Annotated in this window: 16 protein-coding genes; 8 read left to right on the top strand and 8 right to left on the bottom strand. The window is 48.7% G+C overall.

Annotated elements, in window-relative coordinates:
* Positions 1-251 precede the first annotated feature (251 nt).
* The 3 genes from L6442_RS02870 to L6442_RS02860 form a co-directional block, all read right to left on the bottom strand.
* Entirely contained in the window at positions 252-1,625 is a 1,374-nt protein-coding gene (locus L6442_RS02870; protein ID WP_212981161.1) for a DUF4179 domain-containing protein, read from the bottom strand.
* Positions 1,618-2,148 (bottom strand): sigma-70 family RNA polymerase sigma factor, encoded by a 531-nt coding sequence (locus L6442_RS02865; protein WP_212981162.1) that lies wholly within the window; start codon positions 2,146-2,148, stop codon positions 1,618-1,620. Before L6442_RS02865 ends, L6442_RS02870 begins: the two co-directional genes overlap by 8 nt.
* Positions 2,149-2,317: 169 nt before the next feature.
* A complete protein-coding gene (locus L6442_RS02860; protein ID WP_194233072.1) occupies positions 2,318-2,752 on the bottom strand; it encodes an RrF2 family transcriptional regulator in 435 nt (144 codons plus the stop codon).
* 387 nt (positions 2,753-3,139) lie between these two features.
* On the opposite strand from L6442_RS02860, the gene L6442_RS02855 reads away from it, so the two are divergent.
* Positions 3,140-4,036, top strand: a complete 897-nt coding sequence (locus L6442_RS02855; RefSeq protein ID WP_212981163.1) for a putative RNA methyltransferase — start codon at positions 3,140-3,142, stop codon at positions 4,034-4,036.
* Positions 4,037-5,339: 1,303 nt separating this feature from the next.
* Here the strand turns inward: L6442_RS02855 and dhaK are convergent.
* Together dhaK and L6442_RS02845 are read right to left on the bottom strand one after the other, a co-directional pair.
* Complete coding sequence (gene dhaK / locus L6442_RS02850; protein ID WP_212981164.1) at positions 5,340-7,100, bottom strand: dihydroxyacetone kinase subunit DhaK; 1,761 nt, start codon at positions 7,098-7,100, stop codon at positions 5,340-5,342.
* The gene (locus L6442_RS02845) at positions 7,100-8,239 is read right to left on the bottom strand and encodes a glycerol dehydrogenase (protein WP_212981185.1); all 1,140 of its coding nucleotides are present in this window, start codon (positions 8,237-8,239) and stop codon (positions 7,100-7,102) included. The genes dhaK and L6442_RS02845 overlap by 1 nt, the downstream gene beginning before the upstream one ends.
* 208 nt (positions 8,240-8,447) lie before the next feature.
* On the opposite strand from L6442_RS02845, the gene L6442_RS02840 reads away from it, so the two are divergent.
* A complete protein-coding gene (locus tag L6442_RS02840) occupies positions 8,448-9,479 on the top strand; it encodes a PocR ligand-binding domain-containing protein (protein WP_212981165.1) in 1,032 nt (343 codons plus the stop codon).
* 227 nt (positions 9,480-9,706) lie between these two features.
* Here the strand turns inward: L6442_RS02840 and L6442_RS02835 are convergent, their stop codons facing one another.
* The gene (locus L6442_RS02835) at positions 9,707-11,317 is read right to left on the bottom strand and encodes a DUF4179 domain-containing protein (protein ID WP_212981166.1); all 1,611 of its coding nucleotides are present in this window, start codon (positions 11,315-11,317) and stop codon (positions 9,707-9,709) included.
* Positions 11,265-11,870: an RNA polymerase sigma factor gene (locus L6442_RS02830; RefSeq protein WP_194233077.1), complete on the bottom strand. Its 606-nt coding sequence runs from the start codon at positions 11,868-11,870 to the stop codon at positions 11,265-11,267. Before L6442_RS02830 ends, L6442_RS02835 begins: the two co-directional genes overlap by 53 nt.
* A 629-nt stretch (positions 11,871-12,499) precedes the next feature.
* Here L6442_RS02830 and L6442_RS02825 point away from each other — a divergent pair.
* The 5 genes from L6442_RS02825 (at position 12,500) to L6442_RS02805 (ending at position 16,691) form a co-directional block, all read left to right on the top strand.
* A complete protein-coding gene (locus L6442_RS02825; protein WP_212981167.1) occupies positions 12,500-13,216 on the top strand; it encodes an MBL fold metallo-hydrolase in 717 nt (238 codons plus the stop codon).
* A 3-nt stretch (positions 13,217-13,219) separates the two neighbouring features.
* Entirely contained in the window at positions 13,220-13,789 is a 570-nt protein-coding gene (locus L6442_RS02820) for a TetR/AcrR family transcriptional regulator (RefSeq protein WP_212981168.1), read from the top strand.
* Between the two features lie 107 nt (positions 13,790-13,896).
* On the top strand, positions 13,897-14,424 hold the full coding sequence (locus L6442_RS02815; RefSeq protein ID WP_194233080.1) for a CcdC family protein: 528 nt from the start codon (positions 13,897-13,899) through the stop codon (positions 14,422-14,424).
* A gap of 608 nt (positions 14,425-15,032) precedes the next feature.
* Positions 15,033-15,473, top strand: a complete 441-nt coding sequence (locus L6442_RS02810; RefSeq protein WP_194233081.1) for a helical membrane plugin domain-containing protein — start codon at positions 15,033-15,035, stop codon at positions 15,471-15,473.
* Between the two features lie 39 nt (positions 15,474-15,512).
* Entirely contained in the window at positions 15,513-16,691 is a 1,179-nt protein-coding gene (locus tag L6442_RS02805) for an NAD(P)/FAD-dependent oxidoreductase (RefSeq protein ID WP_194233082.1), read from the top strand.
* Positions 16,692-16,803: 112 nt separating this feature from the next.
* Here the strand turns inward: L6442_RS02805 and L6442_RS02800 are convergent, their stop codons facing one another.
* Positions 16,804-17,055: a ferredoxin gene (locus L6442_RS02800; protein WP_194233083.1), complete on the bottom strand. Its 252-nt coding sequence runs from the start codon at positions 17,053-17,055 to the stop codon at positions 16,804-16,806.
* Between the two features lie 229 nt (positions 17,056-17,284).
* On the opposite strand from L6442_RS02800, the gene L6442_RS02795 reads away from it, so the two are divergent.
* Positions 17,285-18,250 (top strand): L-lactate dehydrogenase, encoded by a 966-nt coding sequence (locus L6442_RS02795; protein ID WP_212981169.1) that lies wholly within the window; start codon positions 17,285-17,287, stop codon positions 18,248-18,250.
* The last annotated feature ends 2 nt before the right edge of the window (positions 18,251-18,252 follow it).

The following is an 18,252-nucleotide window of genomic DNA, read 5'->3' as shown; positions in this document are numbered from 1 at the left end:
TTGGGAAAATAGCTGAATTTCGCCCGAATAACGATCTTTTAGTTTCGTTAGATTTTGTTTGGCTTCGATTTTGCCGATATAGCGTGTCTCAGTTTCGTTAGCGGCATTCAGGGGGCGTTCTCGTACTCATTGCGATAAGTCACACGAATTTTATCTTGCTCATTCGCCAAAATGTGGCATGAAAGTTTACATTGAAAAACAGACCGCCCGGGTTATTCCCTATTCGGTCTGTTTCAATTTGCTTCAGCCTGTCATTGAATGGTCAAATCAAACGGATGTTGGATAAAATCTCCGGGATATTCGTAGAAATCAAACGTGAGCGGCTGCGGATAGGATAAGTTTTCGATATTTATCACATACAAGTCCAATTTGTTCAGATCCTCACGATCCTCCTTACGCCCCCTCTCATCATATACAAAATGTTTTATTCCTTTTCCATCCACTAACAGGCCGTCATTCTTTACAAACCCGCTCATCTGCGGTTCAATCTTTGGAAATGAAAATTCGATTCGCAAAAAACCGTTCTTTTTTTCGATATTGTGCAGCTTCATCCGCCCATCGGGGGCATTGAGGATTTTCCTTTCTTTCGTATTGATGACTAACTTTTTGCTGCCAGTATATTCCGTTACAATCCAGGAGCCACGCAGCCCCAGCTTTTCTCCCTTCACATAATCCGGTGCCAAGAAACTCATCATCCATTGATCAGGGACTACCTCCATTGTCTCTAACGGTTTTTTACCACTGCTATCCGTATACAGTTTCCAATCAAGCAGCTGTTCTATTTTTTTGCTGTTTGCGGTATCGATATCCAAGTTCAGATTTAATCGCAGCGGTACTTGTACAACGCTTTGAACCTTTATCTTTTGTCCTTCGAAATCAAGGGTCTTGTCTACTTTCATCGTCTGCTCCAGCATAGCCAGCTTGGAAGTGTCTGCCGGAATTTTAATCTCCAAAAACTTTTGAACACTCCCCGGCCCGCCGCTGCCCCATTTGCCTGCGAAATAAAATTCATCGGGCAGACTTTCGTTTCCGGTTGTATCAAAAACCAGCATGTCGTGATAATTTTCCCCATCATAATAACCCGTAATTCGGTTTTCATAACGGATAAAAGGTGCGAATTCCAGTTTGTCGTAGGCTGACGTAAACAGCCCCGGTGTCTCAGGTATGATCGGGCCGCTGCTTCCGCCTTTGGAAGTGTAAAACAACACCAGATGCTTTCGATCCATTACCATTCCATCCACGGTCACCTGGTATCCATCATAAGCCGCGCTCTTTTCAACAACCTGATATTTCCCCTGATCCAATGCTTCACGCAGCATGCCCTTATCGCCAGCAAGCTGATATACATATGCAGGAATCTGGTTGTTAACCGCAGTATGCACTGACGCCGATTCAATCCCGTTTCCAAAATGCAATCCATTCATAGCGAACGCGCCGCCAATCATCAGCAGGACTGCCGCTGCACAGGAGACTGTTATTCTCTTCATTCTCTGCCGGCTCTTGGCTTGTTTGCCGCGTGCGATTCCATTTCTCAGCGCTGCATCCAGCCTTTCTTCCGATATGCGCCTTTCCGCGATAGCCGCCGACTGGTAGAACTGTTCCAACATCCCTTGTTCGTCAGCCATGATACAATTCGCCTCCTTCGTCCATTTTGCCGCGAAGCTGCTTTAAGCCTTGATGCAGCCACGTTTTAACCGTCCCCTCCGGTTTCCCCAGCACCCTTGCGATTTCGGTGAGCGTCATATCCTGGTAGTATTTGAGCATAAGCACATGCCTGTATTTGGGTTTCAGCCTCTGCATGGCCTGCTGCAAATCCAATCTGCTGTCGCTTACCATCACCGCCACCCGTTCATCCCGGGTATCGCTATTTAGAGGCAGCGTACGTTTCCTGCGTTTCTGCTCATCGATGCAGCAATGGATCAAAATGCGAATCAGCCATGCATGAAACGCCGCCGGATCTTTAAGCTTGCCGCATTTCATCCAGGCTCGGCAGATTGCTTCCTGCACCGCCTCCAGCGCATCGGTCTCGCTGCCCAAATAACTGTACGCGATGCCGAACAGCTTTCTTTTCATTCCGGAAACCAGGGTGTAAAACGCTTCTTCATCTCCTTGGCACGCAGCTGCGGAAAGTTCCGGGTCATGTTGCATAGGTCTGGCCCCTTTCCTGTTTCTCTGCGGTTCTACCTACTGGAAAATATTTTGTAAAAGATTTCGAAATATAGGACGGCACAGACGCATAAACGGTTTTTATTTTTTTCGCATGAAAAAAAGCAGCTCCTTTGCACGGAAGCTGCTTTACATCATTTATGATCGGATCTTAGACCGGGTCAGCGGTCCCAGCCGCTTCGATCTGGCGTTTGATATCCTTCATCGTAATTCCGTCAAGATAACGCTCAAGCGCCGTTTCCCCACCGCCGTATATTTGATCCATAATCCCCTGGATATTGGACGCAACCTCGCAGGGCAGCTCTTCGCCGCCGGAGCACCAGCCAGGCTTCAGGGAACCTCGGGCAAGCAAACGGTACAAGTCTCCAAGCGTCGCATTTTCGGTGTCGGGATTCAGCAGATATCCTCCGCCGACCCCTTCTTTGGTCGCTACATATCCATGCCTGCGCAGAAGGCCAAGCACTTTGCGGATACGGGCAGGATGCGTGCAAACGCTTTTGGAAATCTCCTCACTGTTAGCCATATGATCCTCTTTTAAGCTAAGAAGGGTTAAACAATGGACGGCAATGTTAAACTCACTATTCATCTTTGCTCCTCCTTATACTGTAATTATATGGTTAACAGTTGACGATGTCAACCTTTCGAACCTCTTTTATATTTTGCTAAAAGGCCGCAATCGGCCTTTTGTTAAACGCTTTATTTTCTAGTGTGACTATCCTTGGTTAAGATAAACCTCCAACAGTGATTTTATCCCGAATCGGGTTTCTGTTACAATAGATTCACGGAGGTTATTCTTCCGGTTTTTTCTGAAAAAGGAGTTGAAACGCTGATCATGATTCATTTCATTCGTTTGCGTTAATGAGGGTGCAGGATGAATTAGCCCGGCTGATTTTTTTGAAACTTGAGGCCCCGGGTTTATTTTTCTGTGCCTTTTTTCATTCAACCAAAAACGAATGATTGAGGTGTTTTAACATTGTTCAGAAAAGAAATTGCATCCATGCGTGCAGACTTGATGGCGCTTTATGGGCATATTTTTCGCTGTCCGGTTTGCTCCGGCGTTATGAAAATGAAAGGCAAACAAGGTTTGGTTTGTTCGGCGAATCACGGCTTCGATTTGTCCAAGGACGGATATCTTCACCTGCTTCCCAACGCCAAGCCGACCAAATACGATAAAAGGCTGTTTGAAGCGCGCAGGCTGATCCATGCCAGCGGTTATTTTTCGCCTTTGCTGGAAGCTCTTGTTTCCGGAATCGCCAAGAGCAGGCCTTGGCCCCTGTCCGGCACATCTCCTTTGTCCATGCTGGATGCGGGCTGTGGGGAAGGATCGCAGCTAGCATTCCTCCGGGACAAACTATCCGGCCCTTGGGGTCAGGAGGTTCTAGCGGTAGGAGCCGATCTGGCCAAAGCAGGCATCATGACGGCTGCCAAAGGAAGCTCGCAGATTATCTGGTGTGTGGCAGATCTGGCCCGTAGTCCCTTTCAGGACCGGACTTTCGATATCATTTTCAACATTTTGTCCCCATCCAATTACGGGGAATTTCAGCGGTTGCTGATGCCCAACGGGCTCCTCGTCAAAGTCGTCCCCGGACCGCAGTATTTACAGGAATTCAGGCAGCTCCTGCACGGAAACGGCGCCCCTCGGCGGCAGGCTGCCTTTGAAGAAACTGCAGCATTATTTGCGAAGCATTTTCCGAAGATGAACCCGGAACGCGTTCGTTATGAAAAAGAGCTGCCTCAACGGCATCTGCAAGCCATGCTGGAAATGACGCCGTTATCCTGGCATGCCCCGGAGGAAGACAAGCAACTGCTGCTGGCACGTCAATCCTTGAAGCTCACATTTGATTTTTATATTTTATGGGCTGAAAAATAACAGCGAATAAATGTATGCAGTAATTTAATGGGGCGTGCCAAAATGTTCATTTATTGGTACGCTCCTTATTTGTGGTGAAATGCTCCTTATTTCTGGTGCTACGCTCCTTTTTTTTGGTGAAATGCTCCTTTTTTTGGTGATATGCTCCTTTTTTTTGGTGATATACTCCTTTTTTTGGTGATATGCTCCTTATCTGTGGTGATATGCTCCTTATTTCTGGTGCTACGCTCCTTTTTTCTAGCTGAAGAGAAAACTGCTTGTGCACTCCTCGCTATGATCGTCGATTCCCTCACCCTTTATCTCATGTCGGCTGCGGACGGTGCTGTTTGTGCCGTTTGTGCCATTTGTGCTGCTCTCACCGCGCTCCCAGCGCACGGTATGGCGTTTGCATGACGGAGGTCCACTTATTTATGTGGTTAGGAAACGGTCGTATCCCAGATCGCCAACCAGATGTTTGGAAAAAAACACGACGATCAGTCGTCCGTATCATCGCTACCCCTACCCGAAAACGTATTCGAAGGGGGGTGCAATCCTAACCCGGAGCCTAAAATGAAGCATTGTACCGGTGAAAGTTGCAAAAGTGCAGTTTTTTAAGACAAAAAGGAATTTTTACTGGAAAAGCTTTCAAAAGTGCAACCTTTTCAAGTCATATAGTGATAAAAGATTCCAAATCGAAAAAAAGGATGCACTTTAGCAACAATTCCCTAATAATCCAGCAAAACAAAGGTAAATAACTGCACTTTTGCATTTTTTCCATGATGGGGTTCTCGATGCAGCATCTTTGCTACCAAATACTTCATCTCTTAATTCTCGCCTTCTAGCTAGACTACTTTTTTGCACTATCCAGCACCTGACCACATAATTGTTTGTTCACCATAATGCATCTCTAATTACGCAATGGCTTGCTCCCACAATGTGAAGCCCCTATCTAACAATCAGATGTCTTTCGAGATAAGGATCCCATCCATCCCCCTGCTTTACTTCTCCCCTAGTCATCCGGCTCTGCTCACATCATCCTCATCACCTCCCCGGAGACTCTGCCCATAAAAAATGCCAACCAGAAGCCTGGTTGGCTATTTGTGCCCTAGCACAGCGGCAGCCGGGGATTATGCGTCGTCCGTGCCATTCAAGAGCATTCCCAATGTTCCCCATTAGAAACTGTCCATCCTGGCTGAAAAACAAACTCAAGCCGCCATCATTTATATCAATTGGAGCATTCTTGCGTTTGAGCATTCTTACATGTTGGAGCATTATTTATGCGTTCATAGAGATAAACTACTGTTTTTGTCGCAACCGCAACCTATTATTTAAGCGCCTGCGCAAGCCCTGTAAAGATAACTCCCAGTGCATACGCCCCGGCATCCGGGTATCCGATGCTGCGCTCGCCGACCGTTCCCGCTCTTCCCATGCGCGCAACGATCGTTTCGGTTTTCTTGGCGCCTTCCACAGCCGCTTCGGCGGCTTTGATGCCGGCCGACTTCAAATCGTCGCCATTACGGGCGCTAACGGCCCAAGCATCCGCGTAAGGCACAAGTGCATCGACCAGCGTCTTGTCTCCGACTACCGCCCCCCGGCCAAAGGATCTTTCGCCCGTGTCCTGAATCCCTTTAACAACCGCGCTCAGCATATCCGCAATTTCCGAAACAGACAATTCCACTCGATCCGCCGCATATTTGCTAGCAGCACGGAAGCCCGAGCCCCAGATCGGGCCGGAAGCGCCGCCGCAATGCTCCATGATGATCAGCGAGCAGGCGTCCAGGAATCTTCCGATATCCGTTCCTTGGGCGATGACTTCATCCCATTCGGTTTTTAACTGCTTGAAGCCCTTGGCCACGCTCATCCCAAAATCGCCATCGCCAGCATGGGAATCCAATTCGCAGAAAGGAACCTCATTTTCGATAATGATCTCGCTCATTTTATCGACCAGGTAAATCATATTGTTCAGCGACAATTTGCCGTCACGGATAACCGCATACTCATCGCTTGTTGTCATACCGTAAGACACAGACTTGCCGCCTTCATCCTCTTTGACAACCACTTCGCTGTATTGCACAGGTTCAAACGGACCGCTGATGGTCAGCCCAGGCGTGTTGCATGCATCGCTCAGCAGCTCCTTAAGCTGATCATCCAGCTTCATGATGGAGACCGAAGCGCCGGCCATGTCGATGCTTGTCATGTAATTGCCGACAAAACCTTTGTACACCTGGATTCCCCGCAAGCTTAACTCCCGCATCACCGAATTGTTCAGCAGATACAGTTCCTGAAGCGGAGTCCCCCCAAAACCGTTCACCAATACGGCCACTTCGGCGGATGCACCGCCGCTGATCTGCAGGCTCTGCAGCAATTCCGCCACCATTCTGCCCGCCAGCTCGTCGGCTGAGATCATCTGCTCCCGCCGGATACCCGGCTCGCCGTGGATGCCTACGCCGTATTCCATCTCCTGTTCGCCGAGGGAGAAGGTTGGCGTACCTTTAGCAGGCACGGTGCAGGAGGTCAGTGCAAATCCGATGCTTTTCACGTTGTCTACGGCATGCTGCGCCGCAGCCTTCACCTGCTCCAAGGACATGCCGGCTTCCGCAGCCGCTCCGGCGATTTTATGCACGAGTACGGTCCCGGCAACGCCTCTTTTACCTACCGTATACAAGCTGTCTTCCACGGCAATATCGTCGTCAACCTTCACATAATCGACGCGAATACCGTCTTCTTCGGCCAAATGGGCCGCATTTTTGAAATTCATGATGTCGCCGCTGTAATTTTTAATGATCAACAGGGTTCCCTTTTCGCTTGCCGATGAACGGATCGCTTGGTACACCTGGATTTGGGACGGGGAAGCGAACACGTCGCCGCAGACAGCCACATCCAGCATTCCTTTGCCCACGAATCCTGCATGCGCCGGTTCATGCCCGCTGCCGCCTCCGCTGATCAGCGTCACCTTTTGCGGATTGATTTGTTTTTTCTTGATGATTTTATATTTGCTGTTGAACTCCAGCTCCGGATGCGCCAGCACCAGGCCGCTCAACATCTCTCTGACCAGCGTCTCCGGCTGATTCATAATTTTTTTCATTACAAAGCACCCTTACTTTTTTTGAATTCGCGGCCGATTTGGTCCGCAACCGCAATCGCGGACGCAACGGCTTCCTCGGTAATCGGGAATGGCATCGCATGAATCGATTCTTCGGGAATGCAGGCGATTTGCGCAACCTTAAGCAGTTCCTCCTGCGTGATGCTGTTTACGCCGATGTCCGCCAAACATACCGGCAAACCGATGGCCGAACAAAACTCCAGCACTTCATTCAGCTCTGCCTGCGGCGCATTTTCGAGAACCAGTTGGGCAATGGTGCTGAAAGCTACCTTTTCCCCATGGAAATAATGATGCGTTCCAGGAAGCACCGTCAAGCCATTGTGAATGGCATGGGCCGCAGCCAGACCGCCGCTTTCAAAACCCAGTCCGGACAGCAGGATGTTGGTTTCGATGATATTTTCAAGCGCAGGCGTAACCTGATTGCTGTCACAGGCGATTTTGGCGTTAACCCCGTCTTCCAGCAATGTTTCGTAACACAGTTTGGCAAGCGCAAGCGCCGCTTTGGTTCCCCGCGCCACCGGAGCAGCCCCCTCATGAACGCCGCAAGGCAAGCCCGCATTCACTTTTGTAAAAGAACGCGACGTTGCTCTCGCTTCATAATATGTCGATAAGGCATCCCCCATGCCGGATACCAGAAAACGCGTAGGCGCATTGGCGATCACCGTCGTATCGATCATCACCACGCTTGGACTTTGTTTGAAATAGGCGTAGTCCTCAAAAGCCCCTTCTTCGGTATAAATGACGGCCGAATGGCTTGTTGGCGCATCCGTAGCCGCAATCGTCGGCACAATGATCAACGCATCGCCTTCCGCTACGCATTTGGCGGTATCGATCGCTTTGCCTCCGCCAAGTCCGATGGTGCAAGAGCATTTCTTCTCGCGGGCCAGCTCCTTGAGCCGCTTTATTTCATCCCGGGTGCACTCACCATGGAATCCGCTTTCAACCAGTGTAACATTAAATTTATTTATTGTAACATCCAGCTTGTCCTTAACCCGTTCCACATCTTCCGGATGGGCGATCAGCAGAGCGGAATCTCCGTATGTCCGGATAAAATAACCCAAATTCAATAATTCATTTTCTCCTTGTACATACTTGCTTGGACTAATAAAAGCCTTTCTCATCATGATTCCCTCCTTCATATTCTCACGTCCATTATACTTTGGATGCATCGCAGGATCATTGCACTTCAAAGTCCATTTAAAGCGCTTTCCGATGGAATTTTCTTGTCCATTACCGCCAAAATTGTACTATCTTGTCCTGAAAACCAACATTTTAGTATAATCAAAATGGCATAAAAATATGATTCCCATGCGAATTGGAGCGAACAAGATGAACTCAAGATTTGATCTGCACCGGATCATTGATATCGATAAATGGCATAAACTGCAGGACTCGCTTTCCCTGGTTACCCGGATGGCGATTATCACAGTCGATTACAAAGGAGTGCCCGTCACCAAGCACAGCCACTGCCAGGCCTTCTGCCAAGCGGTGCGCCAAGATGATGCCCTGTCTTCCTACTGTCAGAAATGCGATGCGCGGGGAGGGCTGGAAGCCGTCCGCACGAACAAACCTTATGTCTACAAATGCCATTTCGGCATTATCGACATCGCGATTCCGATCATTATAGATAACCAATACATCGGCGCGATCATGGCGGGGCAAATCAAACTTCGGGACTCGGATCTTCCGCTTGAACAAATTGTAACCCGGCCGGCGAACGCTGAAACAGACCGGAAGTTTAAGGCGCTCAAAAACGAATATCGGTCCCTGCCGATCTTGTCCTCCGAAGAAGTGTCGACGATTGCCGAAATGTTGTTTCATTTATGCAATTATATCGTTGAAGAGGCTATCCATAAAAACGCAACGATCGATATGTACAGAAAAACGTTATCTCTGGAGCCGACTAACACTACAACTTCCATCCCCCCTGCAGCGCCGGCCTATGAACATCTTCAGGCGATGCAAAACGAACTTTCAAGCACCCTCATCGACACGAAGATCCAAAAAAGCATGGCCAATGCGTACCGTTCGAGCAACCTGACGCTGCAGCCCGCTTTCGATTATATTTACCGGCATAAGCGCGAAAACGTCCATTTACGGGATATGGCAAATCTTTGCCATGTCAGCCCAAGCTATTTCAGCCGCATCTTTACCCGGGAGACGGGCGAGAATTTCTCCGTATTCGTCCCCCGGCTCAAAATCGAATGGGCCAAGCAGCTCCTGGAAACAACCGATTTGTCCGTCAATCAGATCAGCGACGAGATGGGTTTTGCCGATCCGGGATATTTTATCAAAACCTTCAAAAAATTCGAAAGTCTGACGCCGGCTGTATACCGGAAAATCTATATAAAGCATGATTAACGGCTTTGCGGCAGCAATGCTTACCCATCCCATGCGGATACATCGACTACAATAAAGACTCTAAAATAACCCCACAAAGTGGAGCCTATGCTTCGATGCTTATTCCAAATACTTTGCGGGGACCCCCAAAAAAACTTATAAATTCTATACTGCTAAAAAATAGCGTACCTCCTTCCTGGCATCAGGCCATTTAGGAGGTACGCTTATTTTGACATATCAAAAACTCATTAGTTCTGCGGATCCGCATTTTCCAGGCCGGGTATGGACTTGGCTTTAGGAATTTCAAAGGACCATTTCACATTATCGTAAAACTTATCAGTAACTGTGCGGATCAAGGTTGCTTTTTCCGGAAGTTTCCCCATTCCGTACACGATAAAACCAGGTTCTCCGGATACCAGGTTGACCTCGCCCCATCGAACGGATCCTTTAAAACCTACCTGATATTCCTTGCCGTCCTGATCCTTCACAACCCAAGTATCATTATTGAACCGGTTATACATCTTTCCTGTCACCTGAATGATGCTTTCCCTCGGCTCCTCATCTTCTTTCAGGTTGGGATCCTGATGAACCCTGAAATCGTTTAAGGTAAATTCATCCCCTTGATCTTTAAAAATAATCGGACTCTTTTTGAAATCTTTGGATATCAGCTCTACCGACCCGCCGCTTTTTACGGGAATCGAATATCCATCGAATACAAAACGAAGCTTCTGATGGTCATAAGGGAGATAGTTAAATGTATAGGTCCAATGGAGTTTGCCCGCATTCATCTCGCTGATTTGCGAAATGATCGTTCGGGCATGGCCAACTTTATAACTGTCCACGTTAGAGATGACTTCTCCTTGCTCGTTTTCAAAATGAAACATGAGCTGCTGCTGTCCTTCGAGTTCTTCCGGAGAAAGTTCCGCAGCCTTGCCCCTTAGGCTGGTGTTTAATTCCAGACGTACCCCGCTTGGTGTCCGGACCAGCTTTTCCATTTCAATGTGCATACCTTCAGGGGTTGTATATTGCTGATGCAGCGGAGTGACAACCGTCAGCTCGTTTGCCTTCCTCATGTCGAGCTTGAAGCTGAAATCCCACTTCCCTTCCACATACTGCTCCGAGAACGGGATCGCAATGCGATCCACATGTCCTTCCACATCCAACTCATCCGTATTGATTTCCTGCGTAAAAGTAAATGTCAGCTTTTCGATGGTATCCGTGCCTTCAATGCCCCTGAGCTCTGCCACTTCTTTTCCGTTCGCATCTCTGATATGCAAGTTATTCCAGTTCACTTGATAAACTAGAGGTTTCCCTTCAGGATCTGTTACTTTGACTCCCATCACGAGTCTGGTGGCATCCGCAATCACTTCATTGATTTCAAGGATGTACCCCTTATCCTCAACCTTTACGTGGGGGTTCTGCAGGAGCCCGACCTGGCGGGCGTCCATCATGCCGCTGTCCGTTGTCTCATTCGAAAAAATGGATCTTACCCAATCGGCAATAGACGGCTGGGCGTATAGTGTAAAGGCTGCGGTAACAATGAACAACGATGCGATCCATAAGGCGCTTTTTTTCAACAGCCGCCGTGTTTTTCGAATACGTTTGCTTGCTGCAGCCGAATGGATTGGCTCAGTCTGTTCGATTTCCACCCCTTCGAGTGCAGACATAACCCGCTCCGTGAAACCTTCGGGCAGGGATTCCGAATACAGCAGGTCCATCCAAAGCTTTTCCTCTTCTTCAGCTTCACGTACCAATGTCTGACACTCCGGACATATCTCAATATGGAACTTCAGCTCATCGTCTCCATCATTTCCAGATTGAATGTACTTTTTCGTTTGCGATAGCTTCCAGCATTTCATTCTTCATCCCCTCCTTATCCTTGATTTTCTTATATAAGGACTTCTTGGCCCGGTGAAGCCGGTTGCGCACCTGATTCACTTCAATACCGGCAATTTCGGCAATTTCTTCATAACTGAGTTCATTTGTATATCTAAGGAGAAGCACGATGCGGTATTTATCCGGAAGCTCCTCCAGTAAACGACTTACTTCTCCGCCGGTCTCCTTGCGCAAATAAACGAATTCCGGCGTTTCGCTATGATGACGCCCTTGGGCCAAGACCTCATCATCCGCCGGCTCGGCTTTTTTTTTCCGCTTGGCATCCCTCATCACATTTACGGCAATCGTGTACATCCAGGAAGCAAAACTGGATTCCTCCCTAAAAGTCCCCAGCTTCCGGTATGCCTTGAGAAAAGCCTCCTGAGTATAATCTTGGGCATCCTGCGGACCTGCACCCATTCCGCGCAGCAACCCGTAGATTTTGTTTTTGTGTGCATCCACTAGCTGCGTAAAGCTTTCTTTTTGACCAGCCAGTACTTCCCTGACCAACGCAGCATCCCGTGACGCGTCCATCATGACGATCCTCCCTGCTCTCTCTTTCACTCTTATCTTATAAGATTATAGAATATATAAGTTTTAAGCGGAGCTTAAGTAATTTTATAATCGCAAGAAAAAATTTCCGCCAAATGCGGTCTGTCTTCTTTGAAGGGTACTTCGGTTGGCGTTTTTCTTCTATACAATTAGACGGCCTTAGGCCAGCGATGTTCTCACTTTTACTAAAATAACCCCACAAAAAGTATCGGAAAGAAGTCCGACGCCTGAAGGGCGCTTTTGCAAAGCAAAAGTACTGAGAGTATCGGAAAGAAGTCCGACGACTCTCGAAGAGAGGCGCTTTTACGGAGTAAAAGTACTGAGTGACGCATGACCTTCGAAGCTTATTCCGATTACTTTGCGGGGACCCCGGAAGTTTATACTATTATCTGATATGTAAAAAAAGGGGCCCTTCGCAGGAAGGGCCCAAAAATCAGATTAGACATATGAAAGGGTTTACAAAACCATTATAGTATGAATATGTATTTTTGGAAACGTTTTTTCATATGATTCCCTCGCTTTTTTATTTCAAAATAAAAATAAGCTTGTTAAAACTAATTGTATTAGTTATAATACTAATATCATTAGTTTGGTAGATGCGGAGGAAGATTATTATGAAAAAGACGACAGTTCATCAAGTAACCCAACTTTCCTTTATGCCGAATCTGTTTCCGGTAAACGTGTACCTTGTGGAAGAAAATGACGGCCTTACTCTAATCGACGCAGGCATGCCATTCAGCATCAAGGGGATACGTGAAGCAGCCGATTCGCTAGGCAAACCGATTACCCGCATCCTGCTTACCCATGCGCATGGAGATCATATTGGCGCTCTGGATGCGCTTAAGGATGCCATTCCAACCGCACAAGTCTATATTTCGCGCCGTGACCAGGCCCTTCTGGCCGGCAGCAGCGCTCTCGAAGAAGGCGAGCCGCAGACGGCTATCCGGGGAAGCGTTCCTAAGAACATCCGCACCAAACCGGATCATTTGATCGCTGACGGAGACCGGATCGGATCGCTGCAGGCCATCGCCTCGCCCGGCCATACTCCGGGACATATGGCATTTCTGGATACGCGGAGCAAGGTGCTGATAGCCGGCGATGCTTTTCAAATCCGGGGCGGAATGGCCGTATCCGGCCATATGCGGCTGCTGTTCCCTTTTCCGGCGATGGCGACCTGGAACAAAGAGGCTGCTCTCGCGAGCGCCCGCCGTTTAACGGCGCTTCAGCCTTCTTGGCTTGCCGTCGGCCACGGCTCGATGATCGAAAATCCGGTTGATGCGATGAACCATGCTGTCCAACGCGCAGCCGAAGCTTTTAAAGGAGGGAAGTAACCTATGGCTAAAATAGGACTTGACCGCCACACCTTGCTGGTTGCCGCCGCCGAGCTTGCCGACGAATCGGGATTGGACTCGCTTACGCTGGCCGCTCTGGCGCAAAAATTAAACGTACGCTCGCCTTCGCTGTATAATCATGTGAAGGGGCTGCCCGATCTGCGCGCAGCGCTGACGGTTTACTGCCTGCATCTGCTCGTCGAGACAACCCGCGACGCCGTTATTGGCAAATCCGGTGATGAAGCCATTTTGAGTCTATGCGAAGCATACCTCCGGTTTGCCCGCTCCCGACCAGGGCTGTACGAAGCATTTTATAAGGTAAACCTGCTGCAGCATGAAGAACTCGACCAGGCCAAACAGGAGCTGCTGGATCTCTTTCTCCGGATTATGGAACCTTTCGGGCTTGGAGAACAGGAGACGCTGCATGCCATTCGCGGTCTGCGCAGCCTTTTGCATGGATTTGCGACGCTTGAGCAGCATGGCGGCTTTCAAATGGATATCCCATTGGACGAGAGCTTTCGGTATGTACTGAGGATGTTTGTGGATGGCATGAACTCTGAAAACCGCAGGTAATCAGGCAACTTGACTTCAAACGGAGCACAAGTTTACTTCTTGGTGGGTGTGATATAATATAGTTATATGTGATTAATTACATCTTTTTTTGGAGAGGAGTCTTGAACTTGGCTCATATTAGTCCCTCATTCCTTCAAATTGGATCCACCGTGGGGGCACTGGTTATGGCGCTTGCGGTCATCTTTGTACGTTTGAAGGCCAGCAACAAACCGGTTACCATTAAAAAAATACTGATCCCGCCGATGGGCATGGCCACAGGCTTTCTGATGTTCGTGGCGCCCGCTGTACGCGTCCCCATTCTTTGGGCTTTGATCGCCTTCCTTGTCGGCTGGTTCTTGTTTTCATATCCGCTGATCCGAAGCACCAAATTCGAGGTGAGCGAAGGCCACATATTTGCCAAACGCTCCAAGAGCTTCGTCGTTATTTTGTTTGTGCTTCTGATCGTTCGCACGGTGCTCCACCAAGTGATTGATGAATATGTTTCGATTCCGCAATCCGGCGCGCTTTTCTTCCTGCTGGCATTCGGCATGATCGTCCGCTGGAGAATTTTTATGCTGAAGCAGTATCGGACCATTGAAGCTTCCGGCGCACTGAATTCGGACCCGATCACGCCGCAGACGCCGAACCAACCTTAATTGCGGATGATCCAAACCGCTCTCGCCAAGCACCCGCGTGCAGGAAGAGCGGTTTTTTCGTGCCCGATTGATCGCCTATTGATATGTACAAATCCGAAATTGGATATTGGAAAAGTACGGAAACGCGCATATAGTTAATATTAGGAAAACAATTCATCAGGTGGAGTCAAGCAGCGTAGCAATTCTTGGGTATATCTGGAAGGCTTGCCAAGCTGGGATGCCTTAAAGTGTCAATCTTTTAGGCAAACGATGCATAGGGAGGCGGCATTTGGAAGAAGCTAGGTGAAGAATTGCTATTTAGCGAGGAGAATCGTCAGTTTTTCGAGTTTTCGCTATAGTTTTTATCACTATTTCGGCGTAAAAATGAAGCAAATCAGAGAATTTTGGACCAAAAAGACGTATACATGTGTAAAACTTCACAATTTGTGCCTAAGCCTCGTTATCCTTTTGGAGAGTGTTATGCTAACATAGGAAATGGTGATTTAGATTACGGCCTTTTTCATCCCCGAGGAAGGTCTGAAGCTTGTAGACCCCTCTGCCCAAAAAGGGTCTATCAGCCCTTTTTAAATAAATATAAGCATTGCTGCTTACGCAAAGGAGAAATGGACATGTCAGAAACAATTACTGATGTAAAGACTGAACAAGCAAACGTGCCTGTCAGTCAAGATCAAAAAGATTTGCTGGACCAGCTGCTCAAGCCCGAGGTTCAGGAATCCTTGACGACTCTGGTCGACAATCTTCCAAAGCTGACTGAGCTTGTGAATGTATTGACAAAGTCTTATGATTTCGCCCAAGCCGCTCTAACGGACAAAACACTGAAAAGCGATACGGTCGGAGCTATCTCGGAAATCGCTTCTCCAGTCATCAAATCCGCGAAACATCTTGCAGCCAACGTTATTGAAGCTAAAGACCGCGCCGACGAGAGCCAAGAAGTCATCGGTGTTTTTGGCCTGCTCAAATTGCTGAAAGATCCGCAAGCGCAAAAAATGTTCCGCTTCTTGAATGCATTTCTCCAGGTTTCTGCCGAACGCGCTAAAGAACAAAAATAATTTTTTTCAATAATTACCAGTAAGGACGGAGGAAAAACTATGTCAAAACATATTGTCATTTTGGGTGCAGGATATGGTGGACTTCTTTCTGCACTGACGCTGCGCAAGTATATGGACAAAGAACAAGCGCGCGTCACTGTGGTGAACCAATTTTCGACCCATCAAATCATCACTGAGCTTCACCGTCTGGCTGCAGGCAGCGTGGCTGAAAAAGCAGTTACGATGCCTCTCGGCAAACTCTTCAAAGGCAAAGATATCGATCTGAAAATCGCAAAGGTTGAATCTTTCTCCGTAGAAGATAAAGAAGTAAAACTTTCCGACGGCTCCAAGCTGACTTACGACGCACTTGTAGTCGGCCTTGGCAGCATCACCGCTTACTTCGGCATTCCTGGGCTGGACAAATACAGCATGGTGCTGAAGTCCGCCGATGACGCGAAACGGATTCATTCCCATATCGAAGAACGCATCAAAGCTTATGCGCAAACAAAAGACGAAGCTGACGCAACGATCCTGATCGGCGGCGGCGGCTTGACCGGCGTTGAGCTTGTCGGCGAAATCGCTGACGTTCTGCCGAACCTGACCAAAAAATACGGCGTTAACCCTGCCGAAATCAAATTGCTTCTGGTAGAAGCCGGTCCGAAAATCCTGCCGGTACTGCCTGACCATCTGATCGAGCGCGCCACGACAAGTCTTGAGAACCGCGGCGTCAAGTTCCTGACCGGACTTCCTGTCACGAACGTGGAAAACAATGTCGTAGAACTGAAAGACGGCCAAAAAATCGTGACGAACACGTTTGTATGGACCGGCGGCGTGCAAGGCAACCCGCTTGTTGGCGAATCCGGTCTGGAAGTGAACCGCGGACGCGCAACCGTTAACGAATTCCTGCAATCCACTTCCCATCAAGATGTATTCGTTGCCGGCGACAGCGCCGTTGTCTTTGATCCAACCGGTCGTCCTTACCCTCCAACGGCTCAAATCGCTTGGCAAATGGGCGAGCTGATCGGCTACAACCTTTACGCTTACCTCAATGACAAGGCTTTTGAAACCTTCGCTCCGGTGAACTCCGGTACGCTGGCAAGCCTTGGCCGCAAAGATGCCGTAGCTACCATTGGCGAAAACAACATTTCGCTGAAAGGCATGCCTGCATCCCTGATGAAGGAAGCAAGTAACATCCGTTACCTTTCCCACATCAAGGCGCTGTTCGCTTTGGCATATTAATAGACGAGCACGAAGCCCCATCCGGATGTTTCATTTGGACGGGGCTTTTTTAGCGGTGTATTTTTCAGATCCTGAAATGTAGAACTTCAACTTCTTATGTTGATCCCCCTTTTTATTTTTCGGATTTCGGATCTTGAAACGGACTTGCGGATACTCGAATCGATGATGTTGGGCATCCATCTTCCGCCTCATCCAGACTGTCCAATAATTCTTCAGGGACCTCTACAATGCCGAGATTCTGGTCTCCAGGCAGAATATTTTCAGCCAGCCCTTCATCATCGCAATCAAAAATATCCGGAGCAACAACGATGCAAGCGCCGCAGGCGATGCAGGTGTCCTTGTCCACGCAAGTATAAGTTTTCACATCACTTCACCCTTTCTTGGCCGGGATAAAGGGACTTTAGCCTTTGCTGACCTTGATTTTCTTTGACATCTTCAGCGTATCAAAGCGTCTTGGGCCTCCTTGTGATTTTCGACACATTGTTTTTGTCAGATCGCCTAACATTACCTTGTCTGATTTTGGGTTGCTTTTGTTCATCATGGGATTTTTGCAATTTTCTTGTGTACAATATTCATAAAGGAGCGGATAAAGTATGAAACGCAAAAGAAGAAGAGTCGCCATCGTAGGCTCCGGCATGGTCGGATCCAGCTGCGCCTACTCCATGATCAACCAATCGATCTGCGACGAAATCATGATGATTGACCGCACATATGACCGGGCACTGGCACAGGCGCTGGACCTGTCGCACTGCATTGATTTCACCCATACGCGGACAAGCATTTATGCAGGCACCTATGCCGATTGCGCCGACGTGGACGTCGTTATCATTACAGCCGGAGCGAATCCGAAGCCGGGGCAAAACCGGATGGACGTACTCGAGCAAGCCGCGGAAATTACCCGCCAAATTGTCGTGCCGATCGTGGAAAGCGGATTTCAAGGCATTTTTATTACGGCCGCGAATCCGGTGGATATCGTGACGTATATGATCTGGAAGCTGACCGGCTTTCCGCGCCACCGCGTCATCGGTTCGGGGACTTCTATCGATACATCGCGGCTGAAAACGCTGCTGTCGGATGTCTTTTCCGTCGATCCGCGCAGCGTAAGCGGTTATGCGTTAGGAGAGCACGGCGAATCGCAATTTGTGGCCTGGTCGCATGTGACGATCGGCGGCAAACCTATCCTCGATATTTTGGCGCAGCATCCTGAGCGCTTCAAACATCTGGATTTGGACGATATCGCCCGCAAAACCAAAGACGCCGGCTGGGAAATTTTCACCCGCAAAGGCTCCACCCACTTCGGAATCGGCAGCGCAATCGCCCATATTACCCGCGCCGTCCTCAATGACGAGCATAAAATCATTGCCGTATCGGCGATCCTGGATGGGGAATACGGTCAGCGCGACGTATGCGCAGGCGTACCGGCGATCATCGGCAGCGAAGGCATTCAGGAGCTGCTGGAGCTGAGGCTGAATGAGGAAGAAACCAAGCTGTTTAACGATTCTTGCGACTTGATCCGCCGCAATATGGCCGGTCTTGTTCTTGAACCGATTCAATCATAAGG

Origin of the sequence: Paenibacillus azoreducens (assembly GCF_021654775.1) — a bacterium.
Taxonomy (GTDB): Bacteria; Bacillota; Bacilli; order Paenibacillales; family Paenibacillaceae; genus Paenibacillus_AQ; species Paenibacillus_AQ azoreducens.
This window is presented reverse-complemented; position numbering and strand designations above follow the sequence as displayed.

Bases quoted from the DNA above. Each gene is read 5' to 3' on its own strand.
- L6442_RS02870 (WP_212981161.1), bottom strand. From the start codon at position 1,625: ATGGCTGACGAACAAGGGATGTTGGAACAGTTCTACCAGTCGGCGGCT.
- L6442_RS02865 (WP_212981162.1), bottom strand. From the start codon at position 2,148: ATGCAACATGACCCGGAACTTTCCGCAGCTGCGTGCCAAGGAGATGAA.
- L6442_RS02860 (WP_194233072.1), bottom strand. From the start codon at position 2,752: ATGAATAGTGAGTTTAACATTGCCGTCCATTGTTTAACCCTTCTTAGC.
- dhaK (WP_212981164.1), bottom strand. From the start codon at position 7,100: ATGAAAAAAATTATGAATCAGCCGGAGACGCTGGTCAGAGAGATGTTG.
- L6442_RS02845 (WP_212981185.1), bottom strand. From the start codon at position 8,239: ATGAGAAAGGCTTTTATTAGTCCAAGCAAGTATGTACAAGGAGAAAAT.
- L6442_RS02840 (WP_212981165.1), top strand. From the start codon at position 8,448: ATGAACTCAAGATTTGATCTGCACCGGATCATTGATATCGATAAATGG.
- L6442_RS02835 (WP_212981166.1), bottom strand. From the start codon at position 11,317: ATGAAATGCTGGAAGCTATCGCAAACGAAAAAGTACATTCAATCTGGA.
- L6442_RS02830 (WP_194233077.1), bottom strand. From the start codon at position 11,870: ATGATGGACGCGTCACGGGATGCTGCGTTGGTCAGGGAAGTACTGGCT.
- L6442_RS02825 (WP_212981167.1), top strand. From the start codon at position 12,500: ATGAAAAAGACGACAGTTCATCAAGTAACCCAACTTTCCTTTATGCCG.
- L6442_RS02820 (WP_212981168.1), top strand. From the start codon at position 13,220: ATGGCTAAAATAGGACTTGACCGCCACACCTTGCTGGTTGCCGCCGCC.
- L6442_RS02810 (WP_194233081.1), top strand. From the start codon at position 15,033: ATGTCAGAAACAATTACTGATGTAAAGACTGAACAAGCAAACGTGCCT.
- L6442_RS02805 (WP_194233082.1), top strand. From the start codon at position 15,513: ATGTCAAAACATATTGTCATTTTGGGTGCAGGATATGGTGGACTTCTT.
- L6442_RS02795 (WP_212981169.1), top strand. From the start codon at position 17,285: ATGAAACGCAAAAGAAGAAGAGTCGCCATCGTAGGCTCCGGCATGGTC.